Annotated in this window: 22 protein-coding genes; 14 read left to right on the top strand and 8 right to left on the bottom strand. The window is 68.5% G+C overall.

Features of this window, described 5'->3' with window-relative positions; genetic code table 11:
• The first annotated feature begins 22 nt into the window (after nucleotides 1-22).
• The 4 genes from WS46_RS30765 to WS46_RS30750 are packed head-to-tail and all read left to right on the top strand — an operon-like array spanning nucleotide 23 to nucleotide 4,410.
• Nucleotides 23-1,159, top strand: a complete 1,137-nt coding sequence (locus WS46_RS30765; RefSeq protein ID WP_059452458.1) for an FtsX-like permease family protein — start codon at nucleotides 23-25, stop codon at nucleotides 1,157-1,159.
• Entirely contained in the window at nucleotides 1,156-1,860 is a 705-nt protein-coding gene (locus tag WS46_RS30760; protein WP_179949203.1) for an ABC transporter ATP-binding protein, read from the top strand. The genes WS46_RS30765 and WS46_RS30760 overlap by 4 nt, the downstream gene beginning before the upstream one ends.
• Complete coding sequence (locus WS46_RS30755) at nucleotides 1,857-2,942, top strand: HlyD family secretion protein (RefSeq protein ID WP_059693095.1); 1,086 nt, start codon at nucleotides 1,857-1,859, stop codon at nucleotides 2,940-2,942. Before WS46_RS30760 ends, WS46_RS30755 begins: the two co-directional genes overlap by 4 nt.
• Nucleotides 2,920-4,410, top strand: a complete 1,491-nt coding sequence (locus WS46_RS30750; RefSeq protein ID WP_059693093.1) for an efflux transporter outer membrane subunit — start codon at nucleotides 2,920-2,922, stop codon at nucleotides 4,408-4,410. Before WS46_RS30755 ends, WS46_RS30750 begins: the two co-directional genes overlap by 23 nt.
• A 40-nt stretch (nucleotides 4,411-4,450) precedes the next feature.
• On the opposite strand, the gene WS46_RS30745 is transcribed toward WS46_RS30750, so the two are convergent.
• The gene (locus WS46_RS30745; protein ID WP_059536589.1) at nucleotides 4,451-4,900 is read right to left on the bottom strand and encodes a hypothetical protein; all 450 of its coding nucleotides are present in this window, start codon (nucleotides 4,898-4,900) and stop codon (nucleotides 4,451-4,453) included.
• A gap of 269 nt (nucleotides 4,901-5,169) precedes the next feature.
• On the opposite strand from WS46_RS30745, the gene WS46_RS30740 reads away from it, so the two are divergent.
• Nucleotides 5,170-6,573 carry an MBL fold metallo-hydrolase RNA specificity domain-containing protein gene (locus WS46_RS30740; protein WP_059693091.1) on the top strand — a complete coding sequence of 468 codons (1,404 nt, stop codon included), beginning with the start codon at nucleotides 5,170-5,172 and terminating at the stop codon, nucleotides 6,571-6,573.
• A gap of 83 nt (nucleotides 6,574-6,656) precedes the next feature.
• Here WS46_RS30740 and WS46_RS30735 read toward each other — a convergent pair whose 3' ends face one another.
• The 5 genes from WS46_RS30735 to WS46_RS30715 are packed head-to-tail and all read right to left on the bottom strand — an operon-like array spanning nucleotide 6,657 to nucleotide 11,811.
• Complete coding sequence (locus WS46_RS30735) at nucleotides 6,657-7,697, bottom strand: zinc-dependent alcohol dehydrogenase family protein (RefSeq protein ID WP_059452452.1); 1,041 nt, start codon at nucleotides 7,695-7,697, stop codon at nucleotides 6,657-6,659.
• Nucleotides 7,694-8,725, bottom strand: a complete 1,032-nt coding sequence (locus WS46_RS30730) for a bifunctional enoyl-CoA hydratase/phosphate acetyltransferase (protein ID WP_059536601.1) — start codon at nucleotides 8,723-8,725, stop codon at nucleotides 7,694-7,696. Before WS46_RS30730 ends, WS46_RS30735 begins: the two co-directional genes overlap by 4 nt.
• Nucleotides 8,722-10,548: an alpha/beta hydrolase gene (locus WS46_RS30725; RefSeq protein WP_059693089.1), complete on the bottom strand. Its 1,827-nt coding sequence runs from the start codon at nucleotides 10,546-10,548 to the stop codon at nucleotides 8,722-8,724. The genes WS46_RS30730 and WS46_RS30725 overlap by 4 nt, the downstream gene beginning before the upstream one ends.
• Complete coding sequence (locus WS46_RS30720; RefSeq protein WP_059693087.1) at nucleotides 10,545-11,291, bottom strand: beta-ketoacyl-ACP reductase; 747 nt, start codon at nucleotides 11,289-11,291, stop codon at nucleotides 10,545-10,547. The genes WS46_RS30725 and WS46_RS30720 overlap by 4 nt, the downstream gene beginning before the upstream one ends.
• Nucleotides 11,281-11,811 (bottom strand): hypothetical protein, encoded by a 531-nt coding sequence (locus WS46_RS30715; protein ID WP_059693085.1) that lies wholly within the window; start codon nucleotides 11,809-11,811, stop codon nucleotides 11,281-11,283. The genes WS46_RS30720 and WS46_RS30715 overlap by 11 nt, the downstream gene beginning before the upstream one ends.
• 190 nt (nucleotides 11,812-12,001) lie before the next feature.
• Between WS46_RS30715 and WS46_RS30710 the strand changes: the two genes are divergently transcribed.
• From WS46_RS30710 to WS46_RS30695, 4 genes are all read left to right on the top strand, one after another.
• Nucleotides 12,002-12,841: a universal stress protein gene (locus tag WS46_RS30710; protein WP_059452447.1), complete on the top strand. Its 840-nt coding sequence runs from the start codon at nucleotides 12,002-12,004 to the stop codon at nucleotides 12,839-12,841.
• Nucleotides 12,842-12,849: 8 nt separating this feature from the next.
• Complete coding sequence (locus tag WS46_RS30705) at nucleotides 12,850-14,052, top strand: acetate/propionate family kinase (protein ID WP_059693083.1); 1,203 nt, start codon at nucleotides 12,850-12,852, stop codon at nucleotides 14,050-14,052.
• A gap of 69 nt (nucleotides 14,053-14,121) precedes the next feature.
• Nucleotides 14,122-14,625 carry a universal stress protein gene (locus WS46_RS30700; RefSeq protein WP_059452517.1) on the top strand — a complete coding sequence of 168 codons (504 nt, stop codon included), beginning with the start codon at nucleotides 14,122-14,124 and terminating at the stop codon, nucleotides 14,623-14,625.
• Nucleotides 14,622-15,455, top strand: coding sequence for a universal stress protein (locus WS46_RS30695; RefSeq protein WP_059452445.1), 834 nt, complete (start codon nucleotides 14,622-14,624; stop codon nucleotides 15,453-15,455). The genes WS46_RS30700 and WS46_RS30695 overlap by 4 nt, the downstream gene beginning before the upstream one ends.
• A 49-nt stretch (nucleotides 15,456-15,504) precedes the next feature.
• Here WS46_RS30695 and WS46_RS30690 read toward each other — a convergent pair whose 3' ends face one another.
• Nucleotides 15,505-15,975 (bottom strand): universal stress protein, encoded by a 471-nt coding sequence (locus WS46_RS30690; RefSeq protein WP_059452444.1) that lies wholly within the window; start codon nucleotides 15,973-15,975, stop codon nucleotides 15,505-15,507.
• Between the two features lie 247 nt (nucleotides 15,976-16,222).
• Here WS46_RS30690 and WS46_RS30685 point away from each other — a divergent pair, with 247 nt between their 5' ends.
• The 3 genes from WS46_RS30685 (at nucleotide 16,223) to fnr (ending at nucleotide 20,059) form a co-directional block, all read left to right on the top strand.
• The gene (locus WS46_RS30685; RefSeq protein ID WP_059693081.1) at nucleotides 16,223-18,217 is read left to right on the top strand and encodes a PAS domain S-box protein; all 1,995 of its coding nucleotides are present in this window, start codon (nucleotides 16,223-16,225) and stop codon (nucleotides 18,215-18,217) included.
• Complete coding sequence (locus tag WS46_RS30680; protein ID WP_059693079.1) at nucleotides 18,214-18,861, top strand: response regulator transcription factor; 648 nt, start codon at nucleotides 18,214-18,216, stop codon at nucleotides 18,859-18,861. The genes WS46_RS30685 and WS46_RS30680 overlap by 4 nt, the downstream gene beginning before the upstream one ends.
• 424 nt (nucleotides 18,862-19,285) lie before the next feature.
• A complete protein-coding gene (gene fnr / locus WS46_RS30675; RefSeq protein WP_059693077.1) occupies nucleotides 19,286-20,059 on the top strand; it encodes a fumarate/nitrate reduction transcriptional regulator Fnr in 774 nt (257 codons plus the stop codon).
• 25 nt (nucleotides 20,060-20,084) lie between these two features.
• Here the strand turns inward: fnr and WS46_RS30670 are convergent, their stop codons facing one another.
• Nucleotides 20,085-21,074 carry a zinc-dependent alcohol dehydrogenase family protein gene (locus tag WS46_RS30670; protein ID WP_059693075.1) on the bottom strand — a complete coding sequence of 330 codons (990 nt, stop codon included), beginning with the start codon at nucleotides 21,072-21,074 and terminating at the stop codon, nucleotides 20,085-20,087.
• A 172-nt stretch (nucleotides 21,075-21,246) separates the two neighbouring features.
• On the opposite strand from WS46_RS30670, the gene WS46_RS30665 reads away from it, so the two are divergent.
• Both WS46_RS30665 and WS46_RS30660 read left to right on the top strand, forming a co-directional pair.
• Nucleotides 21,247-22,254: a nitroreductase family protein gene (locus WS46_RS30665; RefSeq protein ID WP_059693073.1), complete on the top strand. Its 1,008-nt coding sequence runs from the start codon at nucleotides 21,247-21,249 to the stop codon at nucleotides 22,252-22,254.
• Between the two features lie 19 nt (nucleotides 22,255-22,273).
• Nucleotides 22,274-22,609 carry a c-type cytochrome gene (locus WS46_RS30660; RefSeq protein ID WP_059693070.1) on the top strand — a complete coding sequence of 112 codons (336 nt, stop codon included), beginning with the start codon at nucleotides 22,274-22,276 and terminating at the stop codon, nucleotides 22,607-22,609.
• The last annotated feature ends 4 nt before the right edge of the window (nucleotides 22,610-22,613 follow it).

Raw genomic sequence — 22,613 nt, 5'->3', positions numbered from 1 at the left:
CGGACGCGCTGGCTTCGCGATCATGAACGGCATTCTGCGTCTCGCGTTCAAGCTGCTCGTCAACGACAGCGCGAAATTCACCGCGCTGACCGTCGGCATCACGTTCTCGGTGCTGCTGATGATCGAGATGACGTCGCTGTTCGCCGGCATCCTGAACAAGTCGTCGGCGTCGGTCATCAATATCGGCGCGAAGGTCTGGGTGATGGACCCGGCCGTGAAGACGATCGCGAACAGCATCGGCATGCCCGACTACGTGCTCGACGCCGTGCGCAGCATCGACGGCGTCAAGTATGCGGTGCCGCTCTATTCCGGCGGCGCGCTCGTCAAGCTGCGCTCCGGCACCTACCAGGCCGTGACGGTCGTCGGCCTCGACGACGCCAGCCTGCTCGGCCGCCCGACGATGCTGCAGGGCCGCATCGAGGACATTTACGCGGAAAACGGCTTCATCGCGATTCAGGATCCCGAGTTTCGGAAGCTCGAGAATCCGTCCGTCGGCACCGATTTCGAGTTGAACGATCATCGCGGCGTGATCGTCGGCATCGCGAAGGTCGCCGCGAGCGGCCTGTTCGGCACGCCGACGCTTTACACCACTTACGCCCGCGCGATCCGCTACATTCCGTCGCCGCGCTTCACGACCTCGTACATCCTCGTCGAGCCGAAGTCGGATGCGGACATCGCCCACATCAAGGCCGTCGTGCAATCGCTTGGCTATCGCGCGTACACGCGCGACGAATTCATCGCGCAGATCTCGCGTTTTTACAAGTACGAGACGGGGCTCGGCACCAACATCATGCTGATGACGATCATCAGCTTCATCATCGGCCTGTCGATTTCAGGGCAGACGTTCTATGCGTTCATCCTCGAGAACCTCGACAAATTCGGCGCGCTGAAGGCGATCGGCGCGAAAAGCCGCGAGCTGGTCGCGATGATTTTGTTCCAGGCCACGTTCACCGCGCTGACCGGATACGGCATCGGCGTCGGGCTGTGCGTGCTGTTGATCAGCCTCGCGAAACTACGGATTCCAGACTATGCGGCGCTCGTTACGTACGGCAATCTGTTGCTCGCGTTCGGAATGGTGGTCGTGATCGCGACGATCTCGAGCTATCTCGGTGTGCGGCGCGTGCTGCGCATCGAGCCGTTCGACATCTTCCGGGGCTGACGATGGCCGGCATCGCGATCGACGCGCGCGGCGTCAGCAAGTGGTTCGGCGAAGGCGACGCGCGCACGCAGGCATTGCGCGACGTGTCGATGCAGGCGAACTTCGGCGAGATGCTGCTGATCGTCGGGCCGTCCGGCAGCGGCAAGACGACGCTGCTCAGCGTGATCTCCGGCATCCTCCGGCCGGACGGCGGTTCGGTGTCGATCGACGGCGTCGACCTGTGGGCGCAGCCGAACGACGCGATCGCCGATTTCCGGCTGAACCGGATCGGCTTCGTGTTCCAGGACTACCACCTGTTCCCGCGGCTCACGACCGCCGAGAACGTCGCGATTCCGCTGATCCTGAGGCGCCGCCCATGGGATGACGCGATCAAGGAAGCGCACGCGTATCTGGACGTGGTCGGCCTCGCGAACCGCGCGCAATTGCCGCCCGTGAAGCTGTCCGGCGGCGAACAGCAGCGCGTCGCGATCGCGCGCGCGATCGTCAGCCAGCCCGACCTGCTGATCCTCGACGAACCGACCGCGTCGCTCGACGGCGACACGGGCCGCATGATCATCGACTTCGTCAAGCACGAGGTGCTCAACGACACGCGCTGCATCGTGATCGTCACGCACGACGCGCGGATCTTCGAGTACGCGGATCGCGTCCTGCGAATGGAAGACGGCAAGCTGAACGGCATCGAGCGCGGAGGTGCGCAATGAAACACCGGCTCGTGTTCGTGGCGGCCCTGCTCGGCTTCCTGGCAAGCGTCGTCGCCGCGTGGGTCTACAGCCGCCAGGAGCCGCCGCAGCCGCCGGTATTCAAGCCGGCCGCCAATCCGTACGCACGCGGCGTCTACGCGAACGGCATCGTCGAGAGCGAGCAACCGGCCGGCGCGAACGTGAACGTCTATCCGGACGTCTCCGGCGCCGTGACGCGCATCCTCGTGCACGACGGCGATCCGGTGAAGGCCGGCGACGCGCTGCTGACGATCGACGACTCGGTGCAGCGCGCGACCGCCGCCCAGCTCGCGGCGCAGGCCGACGCGGCAGCCGCGCTGCTCGACGAGCTGAAGGCGCAGCCGCGCCGCGAGGTGCTCGACGTGGCCAGCGCGCAGACCACGGCCGCACAGGCGAGCCTGAAGCTCGCGCAGGATCAGTACGACAAGCAGCGGCACGCGTATGACATCGATCCGAAAGCCGTCAGTCGCGACGCGCTCGACACGGCCGCGAACGCGGTGCGCGTCGCGGCGGCCAACCTGGACGTCGTGACGCGGCAGTATCGTCTGACCAAGGCCGGCGCATGGAGCTACGACATACGCAACCAGCAAGCACAGGCCATCGCGCTGCGGCGCGCGGCCGACGCGGCGGCCGCCCTGCTCGCCCGCTACACGCTGCGCGCGCCGGCCGACGGCACCGTTCTGGCGATGAACGCCGCCGTGGGGGCCTACCTGACCTCGCAGGGGCTGTACGACACCTATACGCGCGGCAGCACGCCGGTCGTGGTGCTCGGCACACCGGTCGACCGGCTGCAGGTGCGCTGCTACATCGACGAAATCCTGATCCACCAGCTCCCCGATCTGCATGCGTTGAAGGCGCACATGTTCGTGCGCGGCACGTCGGTCGAGGCCGATCTTCAGTTCGTGCGCGTGCAGCCGTACGTCACGCCGAAGATCGAGCTGTCCGACCAGCGCACCGAGCGCGTCGACGTGCGCGTGCTGCCGGTCATTTTCCGTATCGTGCCGAACAGGAATGTGCGGCTGTTTCCCGGGCAGATCGTCGATGTCTACGTCGCAGGCAAATAACGGCGCCCGTTGCGCGCACGCGCTGCGCCGCCGAACCGGCGCGCTGGCCGTCGCCGGACTGCTCGCCGGATGCACGGTCGGGCCGAATTTCGTCCCGCCGCCCGCGCCGCGCGTCGCGCGCTTCGTGCCGCCCGACGATCCGGGCGCGGCGTCCGGCTCCTGGCGCGGCGGTGGCAGAACACAGGCGTTGTCGGCGGACGCGGCGCTCACGCGCGACTGGTGGACGCGCTTCGGCAGCCGCGCGATCGACTCGACCGTCGCCGAAGCGCTGACCGGCAGCCCGACGCTCGATCTCGCCGAAGCGACGCTGCGGCGCAGCGAGCACGCGCTGCGGGCCGGCCAGGGCATCTTCTTTCCGCAGGTGGATGCCCAGGCCGGCGCGTCGCGCCAGCGCGCCACGCCGCTGCGCAACGGCCAGGCGGTGCCGGCGTCGATCTTCAACCTGTTCACGCTGTCGGCGACGGTCAGCTACACGCTCGACCTGTGGGGCGGCGAACGGCGCCAGGTCGAAGCGCTCGCGGCCGACGTCGATGCGCAACGGCAAGCGCTGGCGGGCGCCTATCTGATGCTGACCGCGAACGTCGTCAATACGATGGTCGCGCGCGCAGCCTATCGCGACGAAGCCGCGGCGACCCGCGAAACGATCGGCCTGCTCGACGAGCAGATTCGCCTGACGCGCGCGCAGGTGACGGCCGGCGCGGCGGCCTACGTCGCGGTGCTGACGCTGGAAGCACAGCGGGCGTCGTTCGAGGCGACGCTGCCCGCGCTCGACCAGAAACGCGCGCAGGCCGACGATCTGCTCGCGCTGCTGGCCGGCCGCTACCCGGTCGACTGGCGCACGCCGGACCTGTCGCTCGACGGAATCGAATTGCCCGCCAGCCTGCCCGACACGGCGCCGTCGTCGCTGGTGCGCCGCCGCCCCGACATCCTGCAAGCCGAAGCCCAGCTCCACGTGGCCAGCGCGCAGGTCGGCGTCGCGACGGCCGCGCTCTATCCGAACCTCACGCTGTCCGCGTCGGGCGGGTTCGAAAGCGTCGTCGCCGGCAAGCTGTTCGCGCCGGCCGGCCGCGCATGGAGTGTCGGCGCGGGGCTCACCGCCCCGATCTTTCATGGCGGCACGCTGCTGAACCAGCGGCGCGCCGCGCAGGATGCGTACGACGAAGCCGATGCGACCTATCGCCAGGTCGTCCTGTCGGCGTTCTCGCAGGTGGCCGACACGTTGCGCGCGCTCGCCAACGACGCGGCGGCGCTCGATGCGCAGGCGCGCGCGATGGCCGCGGCGCGCGACGCGCTGACGCTCACGCAGGCCGGCTACGACGCGGGGATCGCCGGCTACGTCCAGTTGCTGGTCGCCGACGTGCAATACCATCAGGCGCGGATTGCATGGCTGCAGACGGTCGCGCAGCGGCTGCAGGACACGGTCGCGTTCTACGTCGCGCTCGGCGGCGGCTGGGGCGACGCGGGCTGACACGCGCGCGGCACGGGCATTCAGCGCCGTTTAGCCCCGTTCAGCCCGTCTGCGCCGCAACGTCGGGCCGCTGCCACGGCGGCAATTCCGCCCAGCCGAGCGGCCCGTAGACGGTGCCGCCGGCGGCCTCGATCCGTTCGACGAACGTGGCGAGCGTCGCCCCGGCCGGCACGGTCAGCGTCAGCGCGTCGACGAAATCCTCGCTGCGCAGCCATGGCGCCGCGCCGTGGTTGATCTGCTGGACGCTCCACGCGTGCCCGTGCCGCCCGGCCTCGGGCGGCAACAGACCCGGCGCGTCGAACGCGACCCGCAGCAATTGCGCGCGCGAATCGCTGTACGGCGGTTTCGCGGCATTCTGGTACGGCACGTCCGCCCAGCGCTCGCCGCATTGCTCGTCGAGCGGCAAGCAGGTAAACCACGCCCAGGGCGAGCGGACGAAGCACAGCCGGTAAAGGTGCCCGGCACCATCCAGATTGGCGATCAACGTCATGATGGGTTCATCCCGAAAGACTCGTGATGCCGCTACGCGTGGCGCGCACGGCCTGCGCGGATAACGGGATCACGACGCCGCAAGCGCGCACGAAATCACTATCCCGCCGCCGCCGTGGCCCGAGGTTGATCGTCGTCAAACCGCACGCCGTCCGGGAATCTCGCCCGGCCGGCACGGCGATCCTGCAATCCCTGATTTCGGTCAACCGTCGCTTGCGCGTTCGGGATGTAATCGACCTACTGTTCCGTCGACTCCCGATGAGGCAATTCATGAAACTGACATTTCTCGGCGCGACCGAAACGGTGACCGGCTCGAAGTATCTGATCGAGCACGGCAGCCGGCGCGTCCTGGTCGATTGCGGCCTGTTCCAGGGGACCAAGAACCTGCGGCTGCGCAACTGGCGAGCGCTGCCGTTCGCGCCCGACACGCTGGACGCGGTCGTGCTCACGCACGCGCATGTCGATCACACCGGCTATCTTCCGGTGCTGGTGCGCGAAGGCTATCGCGGGCCGGTGTACTGCACGGCGGCCACGGCCGAACTCTGCGACATCATGCTGCGCGACAGCGCGCGGCTGCAGGAGGAGGAAGCCGATTTCGCGAACCGGCACGGTTACTCGAAGCATCATCCGGCGCAACCGCTCTACACGCTGGACGACGCCCAGCGCGCGCTGCGCCTGCTGAAGCCGGTCGCCTTCGACGAATGCACGTCGCTGGGCGGCAACCTGTCGTTCCGCCTGCTGCCGGCCGGGCACATCCTCGGCGCGGCGAGCGTCGTGATGCACTGGGATCACAAGGTGCTCGCGTTCTCGGGCGACCTGGGCCGGTATCACGACCCGATCATGCAGCCGCCGCGCCCGCCCGCGCATGCGGACTATCTGGTCGTGGAATCGACATACGGCGACCGGCTGCATCCGGCGTCGGATCCCGAAGCCGAACTGGCCGCGATGTTCGACAAGACCTTCGCGCGCGGCGGCGTCGTCGTGATGCCCTGCTTCACCGTCGGCCGCGCGCAGGAAATCCTGCATTACATCGCGCGGCTGAAGGCGTCCGGCCGCATGGCGCGCGTCCCGGTGTTCCTCGACAGCCCGATGGCAACCGACGTGACCGAGATCTATCGTCACCATATCCTCGAGCACCGCCTGACCGTCTCGGAGGCGAACGCGCTCGGCCATGCGGCGACGATGATCCGGTCGGTGGACCAGTCGAAGGCGATTGCCGACCATCACGGCCCGATGGTCATCATCGCCGGCAGCGGCATGGCGACGGGCGGGCGCGTGCTGCATCACCTGACCCGCTACGCGCCCGATGCGCGCAACACGATCGCGCTGGTCGGCTACCAGGCCGCCGGCACGCGCGGGGCGGCACTGGCCGCCCACGAGCCGACGGTGAAGATTCACGGCGAGTACGTCCGCGTGCGCGCTCAGGTCGAGATGATCACGACGCTGTCGGCCCATGGCGACTACGAAGAGATTCTGAAGTGGCTCGGCACGATGCAGTGCGCGCCAGTGCGGACGTTCGTCACGCACGGCGAACCCGCTGCCGCGGATGCGATGCGCCGGCGCATCGCCGAGCGCCTGCACTGGCGGTGCGAGGTGCCGACCTACGAGCAGTGCGTCGATCTGGACGAGGTTGAATCGAACGACACGCCGGAACCCGCCGCGCTGTCGTCCTGACTGCCGGCGAATCGCGGGCGGAACGCCCGCCGCGCGTGACGGGAGGCGGCGGCGCCCGATTCCCGTCACGCGCGGCCCGGCGATCAGCCGACTTCGATGATGACCTTCAACGCGTTGGTTTGCGCGGCGCGCCCGAACGTGTCGTACGCGCGTTCCACGTCGTCGAGCGAGAACCGGTGCGTGATCAGGCGCGCCGGATCGAGGCGCCCGGCGCCCACGGTTTTCAGCAGCATCGGCGTGCTGACCGTGTCGACGAGCCGCGTCGTGATCGAGATGTTGCGATCCCACAGCTTCTCGAGGTGCAGGTCGGCCTTGACGCCATGCACGCCGACGTTCGCGACGACCCCGCCGGGCGCCACGAGCGACGTGCACATCTCGAACGTCGCCGGAATGCCGACCGCTTCGATCGCGCAATCCACGCCCACGCCGTCGGTCAGCTTCATGACTTCCGCCACCGGGTCGCGATCGCGACCGTCGAAGCAGTCGGTCGCGCCGAAGCGCCGCGCGACCTCCAGCCGGTTGCTGTCCGGATCGATCATGATGATCCGCGCGGGCGAATAGAACTGCGCGGTCAGCAACGCGGCCAGCCCGATCGGGCCGGCGCCGACGATCGCGACCGAGCAGCCCGGCTGCACCTTGCCGTTCAGCACGCCGCATTCGAATCCGGTCGGCAGGATGTCGGACAGCATCACGAGCGCGTCCTCGTCCGCGCCGGCCGGAATCCGGTACAGGCTGGTCGGCGCATGCGGGATGCGCACGAACTCGGCCTGCGTGCCGTCGATCCGGTTGCCGAGGATCCAGCCGCCCGTCGTGCAATGCGAATAGATTCCGCGGCGGCAGTATTCGCAGCGGCCGCACGACGAGATGCACGAAATCAGCACGTGATCGCCCGGCTTCAGCGAATCGACCGCGGCGCCGACCTGCTCGACGATCCCCACGCCTTCATGGCCGAGAATGCGGCCCGGTTCGCACGTCGGCACGTCGCCCTTGAGGATGTGCAGATCGGTGCCGCAGATCGTCGTGCGCGTCACGCGGACGATCGCGTCGGTGGGCGACTGCAATTCCGGTTTGGGTCGCCGTTCGAGCGCCTTGCGCCCGGGGCCGTGATAAACGAGTGCTTTCATCGCGATTCCTCCATCGAAAGGGGGGCCTGTTCAGGCATCGGGGCGGTGTCGTGCCGGACCTGCGCCAGCAGCACCGCGAGCGCACAGGAGGCGACGCGGACGGCGACGCCGTCGGCGCGGCTCGTCAGCACGATCGGCACGCGCGCGCCCACGACGACGCCCGCGTTCGCGGCACCGCCCAGGTATTCGAGCTGCTTTGCGAGCATGTTGCCCGCTTCGATATCGGGCACGACCAGGATGTCGGCACGGCCGGCGACCGGCGAATCGATCCCCTTCTCGCGCGCGGCCCGCTGCGATATCGCGTTGTCGAACGCGAGCGGGCCGTCGACGACCGCTCCCGTGATCTGCCCGCGCTCGGCCATCTTCGCCAGGGCCGCCGCGTCGAGCGTCGAACGCATCGCCGGATTGACGGTCTCGACCGCGCACAGCACGGCCACGCGCGGGCACGCAACGCCCAGCGCATGCGCGACGTCGATCGCGTTCTGCGTGATGGCCGCCTTCTGCGCGAGATCCGGCGCGATATTGACGGCCGCGTCGGTCAGCAGAAACGGGCGCGGATAGGCGGGCGCCTCGATCAGGAAACAGTGAGACATGCGTTTGTCCGTGCGCAGGCCCGATTCCGCGGCGACGACCGCGCCCATCAGCTCGTCGGTATGCAGGCTGCCCTTCATCAGCGCGCCGGCGCGGCCCGACGCCGCGAGCTCCACCGCCCTGGCCGCCGCCGCGTGGCTGTGCGGCACGTCCTCGATCGTCCATTTCGCCAGATCGACGCCCGCCTCGTCCGCCACGCGCGACACCTTCGCGCGCGGCGCGACGATCAGCGGCTCGATCGACGCGCCCAGCGGCGACGCATCGAGCGCGGCAAGCGCGACGAGACTGGCCGCGTCGCACGGATGCACGACGGCCATCGTCAGCGGCGGCGCATGGCGCGCACGCGCGATCAGCTCGGGCAGTTCGCCGTCCGCACGCGGCAACAGGCCGGGCAGGCGCGCGCCGACGGACACATCCGGATGCAGGTTCATGTTCATGTCTCGAGCACGTAGGTGCCGGGTGCCGCGCCGAAACCGGCGGCCGGCACGCGTGCCGGCACGTCGCCCGACGAATGCGCGCGCAACCAGTCGCGCCAGCACGTCCACCACGATCCGTCGACCGCGGGCGTTTCGCTCACGAAGTCGTGCCGGCTCCGGTAAGGCGCGCCGTGCTCGCGCGTCGCGCAGCGATAGTGGCGCCCCGGATGCCCGGGCTCGGACACGATGCCGGCATTGTGGCCGCCGGAGGTCAGCACGAACGTCAGCGTGTGGTGCGTGAGCAGATGCAGCTTGTAGACGGAACGCCAGGGCGACACGTGATCGCGTTCGGTTCCGACCACGAACGTCGGCACGTCGATATCCGACAGCGCGACCGGTCGCCCGTCGACGCAGTAGCGGCCGGCCGCGAGATCGTTGTCGAGGAAAAGCCGCGTCAGGTATTCCGTATGCATCCGGTACGGCATGCGCGTGGTGTCCTCGTTCCACGACATCAGGTCGTTCGGCTTGGTGCGCGTGCCGAGCAGGTATTCGCTCATCATGCGCGACCAGATCAGGTCGCGCGCATTCAGCAGCTGGAACGCGGCGGACATCTGCGCGCCGTCCAGGTAGCCCTGCCGCCACATCAGCGCGTCGAGCGCGGACAGTTCGCTCGCGTCGATGAAGAGGCCGAGTTCGCCGGGTTCGCTGAAATCGGTCTGGGCCGCCAGCAACGTGACGGACCGCAATGCGTCGTGCTGCCGCCCGTCGCGCGCGAGCGCCGCCGCGCCGATCGCCAGCAGCGTGCCGCCGAGGCAGTAGCCGACCGCGTGGACGGCTTCGCCGCAGATCGACCGGACGGCGTCGAGCGCCGCCATGCACCCGTCGCGCAGATAATCGTCGAGCCCGAGCTCGCGCGCCTCCGCGCCCGGATTTCGCCACGACACGGCAAACACCGTGTAGCCGGCATCGACCAGGAAGCGGATCAGCGAATCGTGCGGCTGCAGGTCGAGGATGTAGTACTTCATGATCCACGACGGCACGATCAGGATCGGCTCGCGTGCCACGGCGGGCGTCGTCGGGTCGTATTGCAGCAGCTCGCACAACGCGTTGCGCCATACGACGCGGCCCGGCGTGATCGCCACGTCGCGCCCCGGCAGATAGCCGTGCGTGTCGCGGGCGCGCGTGCCGCTCGTGCGATCGAGCAACGCGTTCGCGTCGTCCAGCCAGTTCCGGAAGCCTGCCGCGAGATTCGCGCCGCCGCTGCGCATCGTCGCGTCGAGCACGACCGGGTTGGTCGCCAGGAAATTGCCCGGCGAGCACGCGTCGAGCCACTGTCGCGCGATGAATCCGACCAGTTCCTCGTGGTGCCGTTCGACGCCAGGCACGTCGCGCGTCGCGTCGCGCCACCAGCGCTGGATCGACAGGAAGCTGTCGCGATACGCGCGAAACGGCCAGCCGGACCACGCGGGCGCGGCGAAGCGCGGATCGGCCTGCCCCGCGTGCACGGCCAGGCCGCTCGTGTCGGCCGCGTTGGCCCCGCCCTCGCTCTCGCCCTGGCTGGCGGCCGGTGCGGCGGCAGCCAGCCACGCCTGCGTCGCGAGCTCGAAACATTTTCCCGGCGACACGGCCAGATGCGCGCCCCAGTCGAGCACGGCCAGCGCCATCGACACGGGCGACAGCCCGAAGGTCATCGCGGCCACGTTCGCATGCGCGGCGCGGTTCCATTGTTCGGCAGGCGACGTACGGACCGGCGTGCATTCGGCCGCGCGCGACGCCGGTTCGCTCGTACTCGTTGGCCGCATCGTTTCGTGCTCGATCGGCAAGCGCATGACGGATGCTTTCATCGCATGTGCATGCCGCCGTTGACGTCGAATTCCGCGCCGGTCGCGAACGCCCCCGCGTCGGAACACAGGAAGGCGACGAGCTCGGCGATTTCGCCGGGATTGCCGAGGCGGCCGACCGGAATCTGCGGCAGGATCTTCGTGTCGAGCACTTCCTTCGGCACCGTCTCGAGCATCGCGGTCGCCAGGTAGCCGGGCGCAACCGTGTTGACCGTGATGCCGTGGCGCGCGAGTTCGAGCGCCAGCGTCTTCGTGAAGCCATGGATGCCGGCCTTCGCGGCCGCGTAATTCGCCTGCCCGTAGGCGCCGCGCGTACCGTTCACCGAGCCGACGTTCACGATCCGCCCGAAGCCGGCCGCGATCATGCCGGGCACGAACGGCTTCGTCATGTTGAACATGCCGTCGAGGTTGGTGCGCAGCACCGCATCCCACATGCTCTTGGTCATCTTCACGAAGGTGGCGTCGTGCGTGATCCCGGCGTTGTTGACGAGCACGTCGACATGCCCGAATTCGGCCAGCACGCGCGCCGCGCAGTGCTGGCACGAATCGTAGTCGGCGACGTCGACCTCGAACGCGTGGAACGTCCTGCCCGCCTCGCGTTCGTGCGTGAGCCACGTCGCGACGTGGTCGTTGCCTTCCGTGTGCGACACCGCCACCGTCATGCCGGCATCGTGCAGGCGCCGGCTGATCGCGGCGCCCAGGCCACCCATTCCGCCCGTGACGAACGCGACGCGGTCAGCGCACATGGTCGTTCTCCCGTGCGCCGGTCGTGCCATTCAGGCGGCGGGGGGAAACCGGCGCCCCTTCGCTCGCGTCCTCGATCCCGTGCTCCAGTGCCGTCATCCATTCCGCCCACGGCATGCTGGCTTCGTTGACCACGGCCAGTCGCTCCAGATCGGGCAACCAGTCGGTCTGATAACGCGACAGCGCGCCTGCGCCGTATTCGCGCGCCCAGGTGCGCCATGCGCCGGCGCTCTCGTATTGCGCACGCATGCACAGCTCGGTCGCATCCTGCCAGATCGCGACGCTCGCCATCGCGTAGTCGCGCATCACCTGCCGGGTCGCCTCGCCGAAGGCCGTCCACTCCTTCGTATCCGCAAGCGCCTGCTGCAGGTGACGAACCGCGTCGCGGTCGCGCTCGATGCGCCGCCCCGCCAGCGCATGCCATTCGTGCTGCCAGTCGCGGTTCAGCGCGACCATGCGCAACGCGAGATCGCAGCCCGCGCGGCAGACGTCGTTCGGTGTCGTCAAAGCGTACGTACTCATCGGCTTTCCTCTTTCGATCCGGTCAATGGGTTGGCATTCCGCCTCATGCCGCCTGCCCGGGATCGGCATCGCGACCGCTTCACTGTGCGGGCATCGCGCAAGGGGGCCGTTGATCTGAGTCAAGTACGCGGAAACCCTGCTCCGTAGACTGGATTGCACTGGCGGTTCCCCCGTCGATGGAGCGATTCCGATGAGCTACAAGAGCATAGTCGTGCACCTCGATTCGAGCGCCCGCGCGCATTCGCGGCTCGAATTCGCGTTGCGTCTCGCCCGGCGCTTCGGTGCGCATCTGACCGGCCTGTACGCGGTCTACACGCCGGAACCGCATTCGTTCTACGTGATGGCCGGGTCCGCCGATTACTTCCGTGAGCACCGCGAACAGCGCGACGAACGGCTCGCGGCCCTGGAGCGCCTGTTCCATGCGGAGACGGCGCGCGCGAAAGTGCAGGCCGCATGGGTGTGTGCCGACGATCGCGCGAACCTGGCCGTGCCGCGCGCCGCCCGCCTCGCGGACCTCGTGATCGCGGGCCAGAGCGACCCGAACGATCCCGAGACCTTCATCGACGACCAGTTTCCGGAAAACCTCGTGCTGTCCGCCGGTCGCCCGGTGCTGTTCGTGCCGTACACCGGCGAATTCCCGTCAATCGGCGAACGGGTGTTCGTCGCGTGGGACGGCAGCCGGGAAGCGGCCCGCGCCGCGCACGACGCGATCCCCTTTCTCGAACACGCGAAGCGCACGACGGTCGCCGCCGTGATCGACGGCGATTCGGAAGCGGCAACCACGCGCATTCCGGCCGCCGATGCCGCGCTGATGCTGGCGCGCCATGCACGCGACGTGAACGTGCTCGACATCGACGCCGGCGCCGGCTCGGCGATCGGCGACACGTTGCTGTCGCGCGCGTATGAAACGGGTTCCGATCTGCTCGTGATGGGCGCCTACGGCCATCCGCGCTGGCGCGAACTGGTGATGGGCGGCGCCACGCGCACGGTGCTGGCGTCGATGACGCTGCCCGTGCTGATGTCGCACTGAGCCGGCCGATGCGTACGCTCGCACTGCTCGTCGTCAATGCCGGTTCATCGAGCGTCAAGTTCTCGATCTTCGCGTATCCGCCGCACGGCGATCCCGTGCGGCGGCCGTTGCACGACGGCGAAGCGGTCGCGGCCGGCAACAGCGTGTCGATCCGTTTCGACGCCGAGCCGGACGCTTCGCTGCCGCTCGGCACGGACCACGATCCCTACCGCGCCGTGCTCGCGCAGATCGCGACATGGATCCGCGTGAAGTTGCCGCTTGTCGCGCTGGGCGCGATCGCGCACCGCGTCGTGCACGGCGGCGCGCGATACGTGGAGCCGGTGGTCGTCGACGACGACGTGCTGGACGCGCTGCGCACGCTGACGCCGCTGGCGCCGTTACATCAGCCGCACAGCCTGGATGCGATCGACGCGCTGCGCGACGCGTTTCCGGACGTCCCGCAGATCGCCGTGTTCGACACGGCGTTTCATCGCACGCTGCCGCGCGTCGAGCAGCTGCTGCCGTTGCCGCACACGTGGTTCGACCAGGGCGTGCGCCGCTACGGGTTCCATGGCCTGTCATACGAATACCTGTCCGTCGCGCTCGCCGAATCGTTCGGCGAGCGTGCGCATGGCCGCGTGATCGCCGCCCATCTCGGCAGCGGCGCGAGCCTGTGCGCGCTGCGCGACTGCCGCAGCGTCGCGACGACCATGGGCTTCTCCGCGCTCGACGGATTGATGATGAGCACCCGCTGCGGAACGCTCGACCCCGGCGTCGTCCTGCACCTGCTCGAGGTCGACAAGCTGTCCGGCGACGCACTGGGACACATGCTGTATCACGAGTCCGGGCTCAAGGGCGTATCGGGGGCATCCGGCGATCCGCGCGTGCTGCTCGCGCGCGAAGCGGCCGGCGACGCGCCGGCCCGCGACGCGCTGGCACTGTACGTCCATCGCATCGTGCGCGAGACCGGCGCGCTGACCGCGCTGCTCGGCGGCCTCGACATGCTCGTCTTCACCGCTGGCATCGGCGAACACTCGGCGGAATTGCGCGCGCGGATCTGCGCGTCGCTCGGCTGGCTCGGCGTCGCGCTCGACGCGCGCGCGAATGCGGCCCATGCGCATGTGGTGTCGTGCGCGTCGAGCGCGGTCGCGGTGGTCGTCGAGCCGACCAACGAAGCGTGGGTCGCGGCGCGCGCCGCGGTGCGCGTGCTGCGTGGCAACCGCGACGGTTGATCCAGATCAGCGCACTCGGCGTGCGCGCGCCGATGATGATTGCATCAACATCCGTTCAAGGGAATCGTCATGTACTCGAACATTCTGGTTGCGCTCGACGGCAGCGATACGTCGTCCCGCGCACTCGACGCCGCGCTGAATCTCGCGTCGGAGACGGGTGCACGGCTGACGCCCGTCTATGTCGTCGATTTCCTGGTGCCGGCCTACGACACGTACGGATACGACCCGTCGATCCTGATCGACGCGTTCCGCGAGGAAGGGCTGCGCGTCACGGAGGACGCGGCGAAACGCATGAAGGCGCGGGGCGTGTCCGGCACGCCGCAGATCTCCAATGTCGCGCCGTCGCGCGAAGACGTCCCCCAGCGCATCGTCGGTCTCGCTGGCGAGATCAACGCCGACCTGATCGTGATGGGCACGCACGGCCGGCGCGGCTTCCAGCGCCTATTCCTCGGCAGCGTGGCCGAGCGCGTGCTGCGTCAGGCCACGTGCCCGGTCCTGATGATTCCGGCGAGCTGCGCCGCGAAGGCGGCCGCCGAGACCACCGCGGCATCAACCGAAAAGGAGCCGTCATGAGCTACAAGACCCTGCTCGTCCATCTCGACGACAGCGAGCGCTGTGCGACGCGCGTCGACCTCGCGCTCGAACTCGCGGGACGCTGGAACGCCCATCTGATCGGCCTCTACGTGGTTTGCCAGGACCTCTTCGAGCCGTTGCGTCGGCCCGACGAACCGCTGAAGCTGGCCGTCTACGAACGCCTGTGCGACCAGCGGCGCAAGGAAGCGGAAGAAAGATTCCTGATCGCCGCCGAGCGCGCCGGGCGCAGCGTCGAATGGCAGGCGCCGACCGGCAACGCGACCGAGGCCGCGGTCCTGCATGCACGCCACGCCGATCTGCTGGTGCTCGGCCAGGAAAATCCCGACGACCGTCTGACCTACGTCGCACGTCATTTCGTCGAGGACGTCGTGATGGGCAGCGGGCGCCCGGCGCTCGTCGTGCCCTACGCGGGCGACGTGCGAACGCTCGGCGAGAACGTGCTGATCGGCTGGGACGGCGGTCGCGAAGCCGCCCGCGTGATGGCCGACGCCCTGCCGCTGCTCGCCCGCGCGCGCTTCGTCAACGTCGAGACGGTCAGCCGCGGGCAACCCGATCCGGACAAGACGCCGGCGGGCGTTGACGTCGCCGCGTATCTCGAACGGCACGGCATTCGCGCGTCGTTCTCGACCACGCCGCGCCAACGGTCGGTGAGCGTGGGTGCGACGCTGCTGAACCGGGTGACCGACCTGCACGCGGATCTGCTGGTGATGGGCCTGTACAGCCACGCGCGCATGCACGAACGCGTGCTCGGCGGCGCCACCCGCACGATCCTCGAAACGATGACGGTGCCGGTCCTGCTGTCTCACTGAGCGAGCGAAAACGGGCAGCCGCTTGCGGCTGCCCCCTCTCGTCACCCCCTCACAGCACGCCGGCACACGCGCCCGGCCCTTCGCGTACGACCAGCACCGGCCGGTCCGCGATGCGCACCAGCGATTCGGCGACGCTGCCGAGCAACGCACGGCGCACGCCGCGCCGGCCATGCGTGCCCATCACGATCAGGTCCGCATCGCATTCGGCGGCGGCTCGCGCGAGCACGTCCGAGATGTCCTCTCCGCATGCGTCGATCGTTTGCGCGACGCCGCGTACGCCGGACAGCTGGAACGCGGTTTCCGCGTCCGAGACCGCGATCGCGGCCTTGTCCGCGTCCAGTCCGGCCGGGTCGCGCTGGTCGATATAGCCGCTGTCGACGTCGGCCAGCCGCGGCGCATCCGATACCACGCACATGGCGATGACCAGGCTGCCCGACTCGCGGGCGAGCGAAATCGCCTCGTCGAGCGCGAGCCGCGCACCGCGGCTGCCGTCGAGTGCCGCAAAGATCCTTTGGTACATGGCACCTCCCTGCCGTCGTCCCGGTTCGATCGGTTCGTGAAACCAGTCTGATCCCGGCGGGCGCCTTTCCGTTGATACGGGTCAAACACGCACGGCGCCGCCCGTGCGCGTCGGTCCCGATTGGCGAACGTCGGTAAACCGCGCACAATCAGGGCGATATTGCAGTTGCGGCCCGCCCCGCTGTTCGTGCCTCGCGTCCGGCCCGCCGCCAGCCAGCCACCGACGAAGTCCGTCAGGATGAACGGCAATGACAACGAATTCGCCCCCCTCCAGGGCCGGGCCGGCGTCGCACCGGATCCGGCCCGCGCGATATGCCGCCATGGCCGCGCTGCTGACGCTGGCGCTTGGCCTGACTGCAACGTTTGCGGCGTCCCGGGCACTGCAGAACGGGGCACAGCACGCCGCCCAGGCGAGGTTCGAGCAAACCGCGACACTCGCGACGGCCGACCTTCGGCGCACGCTCCTCGGCGCGGCTGCCGTATTGCGCGGCGCGCACGGCTTCGCGTCGACGCTGCCCGCGCCGCAATCCGGGGCTGCGTGGCGCCGCTATCTCGCCAGTCTCAATCTGGACGGATTGCAGTCACCGGTCCGCAGTCTCGGGCGAATCGAGCCGAGCGCGGCGGAGGACAATCAAGCGACCCGGCAGGCACTTCAGCGCGCGGCGGAAACCGGCAAGGTCACGCTCGCCGCGAACGCGTTCCAGGACAGCACCGATGCGGCAATTGCCCGGACGGAGCTGACGCTGTACCTGCCGATTTATGCGAACGCTGAAGACATTGCTTCGTCCGGGTCGCGGCACGCGACGGCCACCGGGTACGTTTATGCCGCGCTGAATCCGGACCGCCTCGTCGATGCGTCCGTTCTCGATCGGTTGCACCTGGAAATCACGGCCGACAATCCGGCCGCGCCGGTGTATTCCGGCGGCTTGCGCGCCGGCGACTCGACCGCAGCCGGCGACATGCTCCAGCGCACCGATTCGCTGACGTTCGGCGGCACGCCGCTCTCGCTGCGCTACAGCGCGCCGCGCGTCGACACGTCCGGCGTCATGCTGGCCGTCCTGCTGGCCGGCACCGTGCTTTCGCTGATGCTGGCCGCACTCGTGCGGCAGGCCGTCGCGAAACGCGGGCTCGCCGATACGCCCGCCGGCGACAGCCAGCCCACCGAGGCGCGGATGATGGGCATCATCCGGTCGTCGATGGAGGCCATCATCACCGTCGACGAAAGCCAGACGATCGTGATCTTCAACCCGGCCGCCGAGCACGTGTTCGGCGTCTCCGCGATGGAGGCGGTCGGCGCGCCGCTGTCCCGCTTCATCCCCGAGCGCTTCCGCGCCGCGCATGCGCGACACGTCGAGCAATTCGGCGTGACGGGCGTGTCGGAGCGCCAGATGGGGCGGCAACGCGTGCTGTTCGGCTTGCGCGGCGACGGCACCGAATTTCCGATCGAGGCGTCGATCTCGCAAATTCGCGACGGCACCGGCAAGCTGTACACGGTCATGCTGCGCGACGTGACCGAGCGGATGCGCGCGGAAAACGCCCTCAAGCAGTCGCGAGAGGAACTGCGCGACCTGTCCGCCAACCTGCAGAACGTGCGCGAGGAAGAGAAGACGCGCATCGCCCGCGAGTTGCACGACGACCTCGGCCAGCAACTCACCGCGCTCAAGATGGATCTCTCCGCCGTCGAGCTGGGGCTCCGTGGTGTCGTCGCCCCCAACACCGGCGTGCGCGAGCAGCTGGGCGGCATGCATCGCCTGATCGATTCGATCGTCGCGTCCGTCCGGCGCATCGCGGCCGATCTGCGGCCGGTGATGCTCGACGACCTGGGCCTCGTCCCGGCGATCGAATGGCTTGCAAACGATTTCACGCGCCGCTACCGGATCACGGTCGACCGGGACATCGCGCCCGTCGACACCGCGTTCACCGGCACCGGCGCGACCACGCTGTTCCGCATCGTGCAAGAGGCGCTGACCAACGTCGCGCGACACTCGGATGCGACGAACGTGACGCTGGCATTGAAAGTGGAAGACGGATATTGCATGCTGCGCATCGCGGACAACGGTCACGGCGCGCCCGAGCACGCCGGCAATGTGCAGGACCGCCCGTCGTTCGGCCTGATCGGCATCCGCGAGCGCGCGCACATGCTCGAAGGTACGGTGACGATCGACAACCGGCCGGGCACGGGATTCACGATCACCGTGGCGCTGCCGCTTCACGCCATCCAGCAAGGAGATGTGCTTTCATGATCAAGGTACTCATCGCCGACGATCACGCACTCGTCAGGGACGGTCTTCGACACATCCTGAAGAGCGCGAGCGGTTTCGAGGTCGTCGGGGAAGCGCAGGACAGCGCCTCGACGATCGCGCTCATACGCGACACCGACGCCAACCTGCTGGTGCTCGATCTGTCGATGCCCGGCCGCAACGGTGTCGAACTCATCAAGCAGATCAAGGACGAGAAGCCGGGATTGCATATCCTCGTGCTGACGATGCATGCCGAGCAGCAGTACGCGGTGCGCGCATTCCGCGCGGGCGCGTCGGGCTACATGACCAAGGAAAGTGCCAGCGCCGAACTGGTCGCCGCATTGACCAAGATCGCGGCCGGCGGCGTCTACGTCAGCCTGACCATGGCCGAGCAGTTCGCGCAGAGTCTGAACGAGCCGACCGATCTTCTCCCGCACCAGCGCCTGTCCGACCGCGAATTCGACGTCTTCCGGCGCGTCACCACCGGCGAGTCGATCTCCGAAATCGCGCAGGCGCTCTGCGTCAGCGTCAAGACCGTCAGCACGTACAAGACGCGGATCCTCGAGAAGATGCAGTTGCCGAACGACACGGCACTCGTGCGCTACGCGATGCGCCACAAGCTGTTCGAGGACCCGGACGAGATTTGACGGCGGCATCGGGCAGCGTCGCGTCCCGGACTTGATGTCCCGACAGTATCGCTGACGACGGCCAGGCGGGCGCGGCGACGCGGCGCCCGCCCTCGGCGGCAGGCGTAAGCCGGCGACGCTCGCGACAAGGTGCCGCGCCTCTGTAGGAAACCTCCTACAAGACTTCCCTCTCACCTACTCCAACTTCAATTCCGGCTGATTTTCTTGACGTTGCGCAACATCCATACTGCACATCAAGAAAAACGAACAAACGCGCCTCCCGGAGCCAAGGCAGCATCATCGACGAGACCGGTGTATCGGTCTCCCGGCGCGTCCGATGGGGCTTTCCCGACAGGAAGGCGGCAGACACCAAGGCCGCCGGTACAATGGTCAGCGCGCCCGCGCCCGACGGCGAACCGCAGCTGCCCCCGAACTGGAGCCGATCATGCACAGCAGTGCCGAAGTCTCGACGACCATGCCGTTGCGCACGTTCATCCCGCTGCATCCCGTCGAACCGACGGATCAGCCCAAGCGCGCCGCGTCCCGCTGTTCGACGTGTGCATTGCGTACCGTCTGCCTGCCGCCCGATCTTTCGCCCGACGATTTCGCACGCGTCGACGCGATGATCTGCACGACGCGTCACGTCCGGCGCGGTGAAACGCTGTTTCGCGCGGGCGACATGTTCAACAGCATTTATGCAGTGAGAACCGGATCGTTCAAGACCATCGTGATGCATCGCGACGGCGACGAGCAGATCACCGGCTTCCAGATCGTCGGCGAATCGCTCGGGCTCGATGGCGTGCACACCGGGCACCACAACGGCGACGCGATCGCGCTCGAGGACAGCACGGTCTGCATCATCCCGTTCGGCCAGCTCGAGCAGATGTGCCGCGAAGTGCGGCCGATGCAGCATCACGTGTATCAGATGATGAGCGGCGAGATCGTGCGCGAATCCTCGCAGATGCTGCTGCTCGGCACGATGAGCGCCGAGCAGCGCGTGGCCGCGTTCCTGCTGAATCTGTCCGCGCGCTTCAAGGCGCGCGGCTACTCGGCCGCGGAATTCGTGCTGCGGATGACGCGCGACGAGATCGGCGAATATCTCGGCATGAAGCTCGAAACGGTCAGCCGCATGCTGTCGAAGTTCCAGCACAAGGGGCTCGTCGCGGCGCAAGGCAAGCAGATCCGGATCGTCGATTCGGACGGCCTGCGGCAGATCTGAGCGCGCCGCGAAGCCGTCGAGCGGATCAACCGCGCATGCCCAGCACGGCGGCGCCCGATATGCGCCCGCCGCGCAGGTCGTCGAGTGCGCGGTTCGCATCGGTCAGCGCGTAGCGCACCGCCTCGACCCGCAGCGGCGTCGCGGCGGCGATCCGCATGAATTCGACCGCGTCCGCACGCGTCAGGTTGGCCACCGACGCGATGCGGCGCTCGCCCCACAGCCACGCGTACGGAAAGCCCGGGATGTCGCTCATGTGAATGCCGCCGCACACGACGATCCCGCCTTTGTCGACCGCGCGCAGCGCGGCCGGCACCAGCGCGCCCACCGGCGCGAAAATCAGCGCGGCATCGAGCGGCTCCGGCGGTGCTTCGTCGCTGCCGCCGGCCCACGCGGCGCCCAGCGACAGCGCGAGCTGCTGCGCCGCCGTGTCGCCGGGCTTCGTCAGCGCGAACACCTTGCGTCCCTCGACATGCGCGACCTGCGCGACGAGATGGGCCGCCGCCCCGAAACCGTAGATGCCGATGCGACGCGCGTCGCCCGCCATGCGCAAGGTTCGATAGCCGATCAGGCCGGCGCACAGGAGCGGCGCGGCTTCCAGATCGGAATAGCGTTGCGGCAGATGCACGCAATAGCGGTGATCGGCGACCGCGCACTCGGCGTAGCCGCCGTCGATCGTATAGCCGGTGAATCCGGGGCTGTCGCACAGATTCTCGCGGCCGGACGCGCAGTACGCGCAATGCCCGCACGTCGAGCCCAGCCAGGGCACGCCCACCCGGTCGCCCACGGCGAAGCCCGTCACGCCTTCGCCCAGCCGGCGCACCGTTCCGACGATTTCGTGCCCTGGAATCAGCGGCAGCTTCGGGTGCGCGAGCTCGCCGTCGACGACGTGCAGATCGGTCCGGCATACGCCGCATGCGTGTACGTCGATCAGCAGCTGGCCCGCCGCGGGCGACGGATCCGGCACGCGGGCTTCGCGCAATTGCGGTGTCGTGCCGTCAAACATCATCGCAAGCATGCTCGTCTCCCTGCGCGACGGGTGTCGCGCGCTTCGCCTCCAAGGCTAGTCGCCTGGCACCGCCCGCGGTTGGCCCGATGACGGGCGCTTGACGTGCGTCAACGGCCGCCGGACGGTTGCTGACACGATGAAGTGGCGAGACGCCGCCCGCGCGGCAACCTGGAGATGATCGATGATATCCGTTCCCCCGCTTGCCGCAAGCGCCCATCCCGACCAGCAGTTGAGGGAGTTGCTGGGCTACGCGGTGCTGGCTCCGTCCAGCCACAATTCCCAGCCGTGGCGCTTCCTGGTCAACGGCGCCACGATTTCCGTGTGCGCGGACCGCGTTCGCGCGTTGCCCGTGGTCGATCCGTTCGATCGCGAGCTGATCATCAGCTGCGGCGCGGCGTTGCTCAACCTGCGCGTCGCGCTCGATCACGCCGGGCTTGCTCACACGATCAGCACGTTTCCTTCCGAAGTCGACCCCGATCTCCTTGCGACGGTCCGGGTCTGCGACGACGGCTATTCCGATGCGTCGCTCGGCGCGCTGTTCGATGCGATTCCGGACCGCGTCACGACGCGCGCCCCGTTCGAATCGACGGCCGTGCCCGAGGAAATCCAGCATGAACTGATCGCGGCCGGCGTCGCGGAAGGTGCCGACGTCGCGTGCGTCGACTCGATCGCGCATCGCGCACGTGTCGCGGAGCTGGTCGCCGAGGCCGACCGCCAGCAGTTCTCGGACCCGCGCTTCCGGCGCGAGCTGGCGAGCTGGATCGATCCGCGCCGGCATGTCGACGGCATGCCCGCCTTCGCGGCCGGCGTGCCGACCTTGCTGGACTTCGCCGCGCCCGTCGTGACGATGGCGGTACGGACCTTCGATCTCGGCAACGGGCTGGCCGCGCTGCATCACCAGCTCGTCGGCGCATCGCCGTTGATCGTGTGCATCGCGACCGTGCGCGACGATCGCGAAGCGTGGCTCGCCACCGGCCAGGCGCTGGAGCGCATCCTGCTCGTCGCGACGCGCGCGGGCTATACCGCGTCGTACCTGAACCAGCCGATCGAGACGGCCGGGTTGCGTGCGCATTTGCGCCACATGATCGGGCTGCGCGGCGAGCCGCAGTTGCTGCTGCGCGTCGGGCGCGGTCCGCATACGCCGCATTCGCCGCGTCGCCCGCTCGACGAAGTGGTCTCCTTCTCCTGATCTCGACGAGGAAACGAACATGAGCATCATGCGTTGCGCCGCCCTCTGCGCGATTGCGCTGACAGCCGGCACGGCCGCCGCGCAGACGACCGTGCCCGAGCCGACCGAACTCGTCAACGCGCAGCACTGCATGTTCTGTCATACGCCGGACATGACGTTCCTCGGGCCGTCGTTTCACGAGATCGCCGAGCGCTATCGCGGCGATCCGCATGCCGCCGCGGAGCTGGAACGCAAGCTCCGCGTCGGCGGCCGCGTGCACTGGGGCGACACGCCGATGCCGTCGGCCATCGATCGCGGCGGGCCGCTGTCTCGCGACGACGCGCATCTGCTCGTGGAATGGGTGTTGAGCCAGTGACCGT

Origin of the sequence: Burkholderia sp. RF4-BP95, assembly GCF_001521985.1 — a bacterium.
GTDB classification, from domain to species: Bacteria; Pseudomonadota; Gammaproteobacteria; order Burkholderiales; family Burkholderiaceae; genus Burkholderia; species Burkholderia diffusa.
This window is presented reverse-complemented; position numbering and strand designations above follow the sequence as displayed.

What these genes read in the sequence shown, in the direction of transcription:
- WS46_RS30660 (WP_059693070.1), top strand. Translation starts at nt 22,274, where the DNA reads ATGAGCATCATGCGTTGCGCCGCCCTCTGCGCGATTGCGCTGACAGCC.
- WS46_RS30670 (WP_059693075.1), bottom strand. Translation starts at nt 21,074, where the DNA reads ATGCTTGCGATGATGTTTGACGGCACGACACCGCAATTGCGCGAAGCC.
- WS46_RS30700 (WP_059452517.1), top strand. Translation starts at nt 14,122, where the DNA reads ATGTACTCGAACATTCTGGTTGCGCTCGACGGCAGCGATACGTCGTCC.
- WS46_RS30730 (WP_059536601.1), bottom strand. Translation starts at nt 8,725, where the DNA reads ATGAACATGAACCTGCATCCGGATGTGTCCGTCGGCGCGCGCCTGCCC.
- WS46_RS30725 (WP_059693089.1), bottom strand. Translation starts at nt 10,548, where the DNA reads ATGAAAGCATCCGTCATGCGCTTGCCGATCGAGCACGAAACGATGCGG.
- WS46_RS30740 (WP_059693091.1), top strand. Translation starts at nt 5,170, where the DNA reads ATGAAACTGACATTTCTCGGCGCGACCGAAACGGTGACCGGCTCGAAG.
- WS46_RS30680 (WP_059693079.1), top strand. Translation starts at nt 18,214, where the DNA reads ATGATCAAGGTACTCATCGCCGACGATCACGCACTCGTCAGGGACGGT.
- WS46_RS30720 (WP_059693087.1), bottom strand. Translation starts at nt 11,291, where the DNA reads ATGTGCGCTGACCGCGTCGCGTTCGTCACGGGCGGAATGGGTGGCCTG.
- WS46_RS30695 (WP_059452445.1), top strand. Translation starts at nt 14,622, where the DNA reads ATGAGCTACAAGACCCTGCTCGTCCATCTCGACGACAGCGAGCGCTGT.
- WS46_RS30735 (WP_059452452.1), bottom strand. Translation starts at nt 7,697, where the DNA reads ATGAAAGCACTCGTTTATCACGGCCCCGGGCGCAAGGCGCTCGAACGG.
- WS46_RS30765 (WP_059452458.1), top strand. Translation starts at nt 23, where the DNA reads ATGAACGGCATTCTGCGTCTCGCGTTCAAGCTGCTCGTCAACGACAGC.
- WS46_RS30745 (WP_059536589.1), bottom strand. Translation starts at nt 4,900, where the DNA reads ATGACGTTGATCGCCAATCTGGATGGTGCCGGGCACCTTTACCGGCTG.
- fnr (WP_059693077.1), top strand. Translation starts at nt 19,286, where the DNA reads ATGCACAGCAGTGCCGAAGTCTCGACGACCATGCCGTTGCGCACGTTC.
- WS46_RS30690 (WP_059452444.1), bottom strand. Translation starts at nt 15,975, where the DNA reads ATGTACCAAAGGATCTTTGCGGCACTCGACGGCAGCCGCGGTGCGCGG.
- WS46_RS30755 (WP_059693095.1), top strand. Translation starts at nt 1,857, where the DNA reads ATGAAACACCGGCTCGTGTTCGTGGCGGCCCTGCTCGGCTTCCTGGCA.
- WS46_RS30685 (WP_059693081.1), top strand. Translation starts at nt 16,223, where the DNA reads ATGACAACGAATTCGCCCCCCTCCAGGGCCGGGCCGGCGTCGCACCGG.
- WS46_RS30715 (WP_059693085.1), bottom strand. Translation starts at nt 11,811, where the DNA reads ATGAGTACGTACGCTTTGACGACACCGAACGACGTCTGCCGCGCGGGC.
- WS46_RS30705 (WP_059693083.1), top strand. Translation starts at nt 12,850, where the DNA reads ATGCGTACGCTCGCACTGCTCGTCGTCAATGCCGGTTCATCGAGCGTC.
- WS46_RS30750 (WP_059693093.1), top strand. Translation starts at nt 2,920, where the DNA reads ATGTCTACGTCGCAGGCAAATAACGGCGCCCGTTGCGCGCACGCGCTG.
- WS46_RS30665 (WP_059693073.1), top strand. Translation starts at nt 21,247, where the DNA reads ATGATATCCGTTCCCCCGCTTGCCGCAAGCGCCCATCCCGACCAGCAG.
- WS46_RS30710 (WP_059452447.1), top strand. Translation starts at nt 12,002, where the DNA reads ATGAGCTACAAGAGCATAGTCGTGCACCTCGATTCGAGCGCCCGCGCG.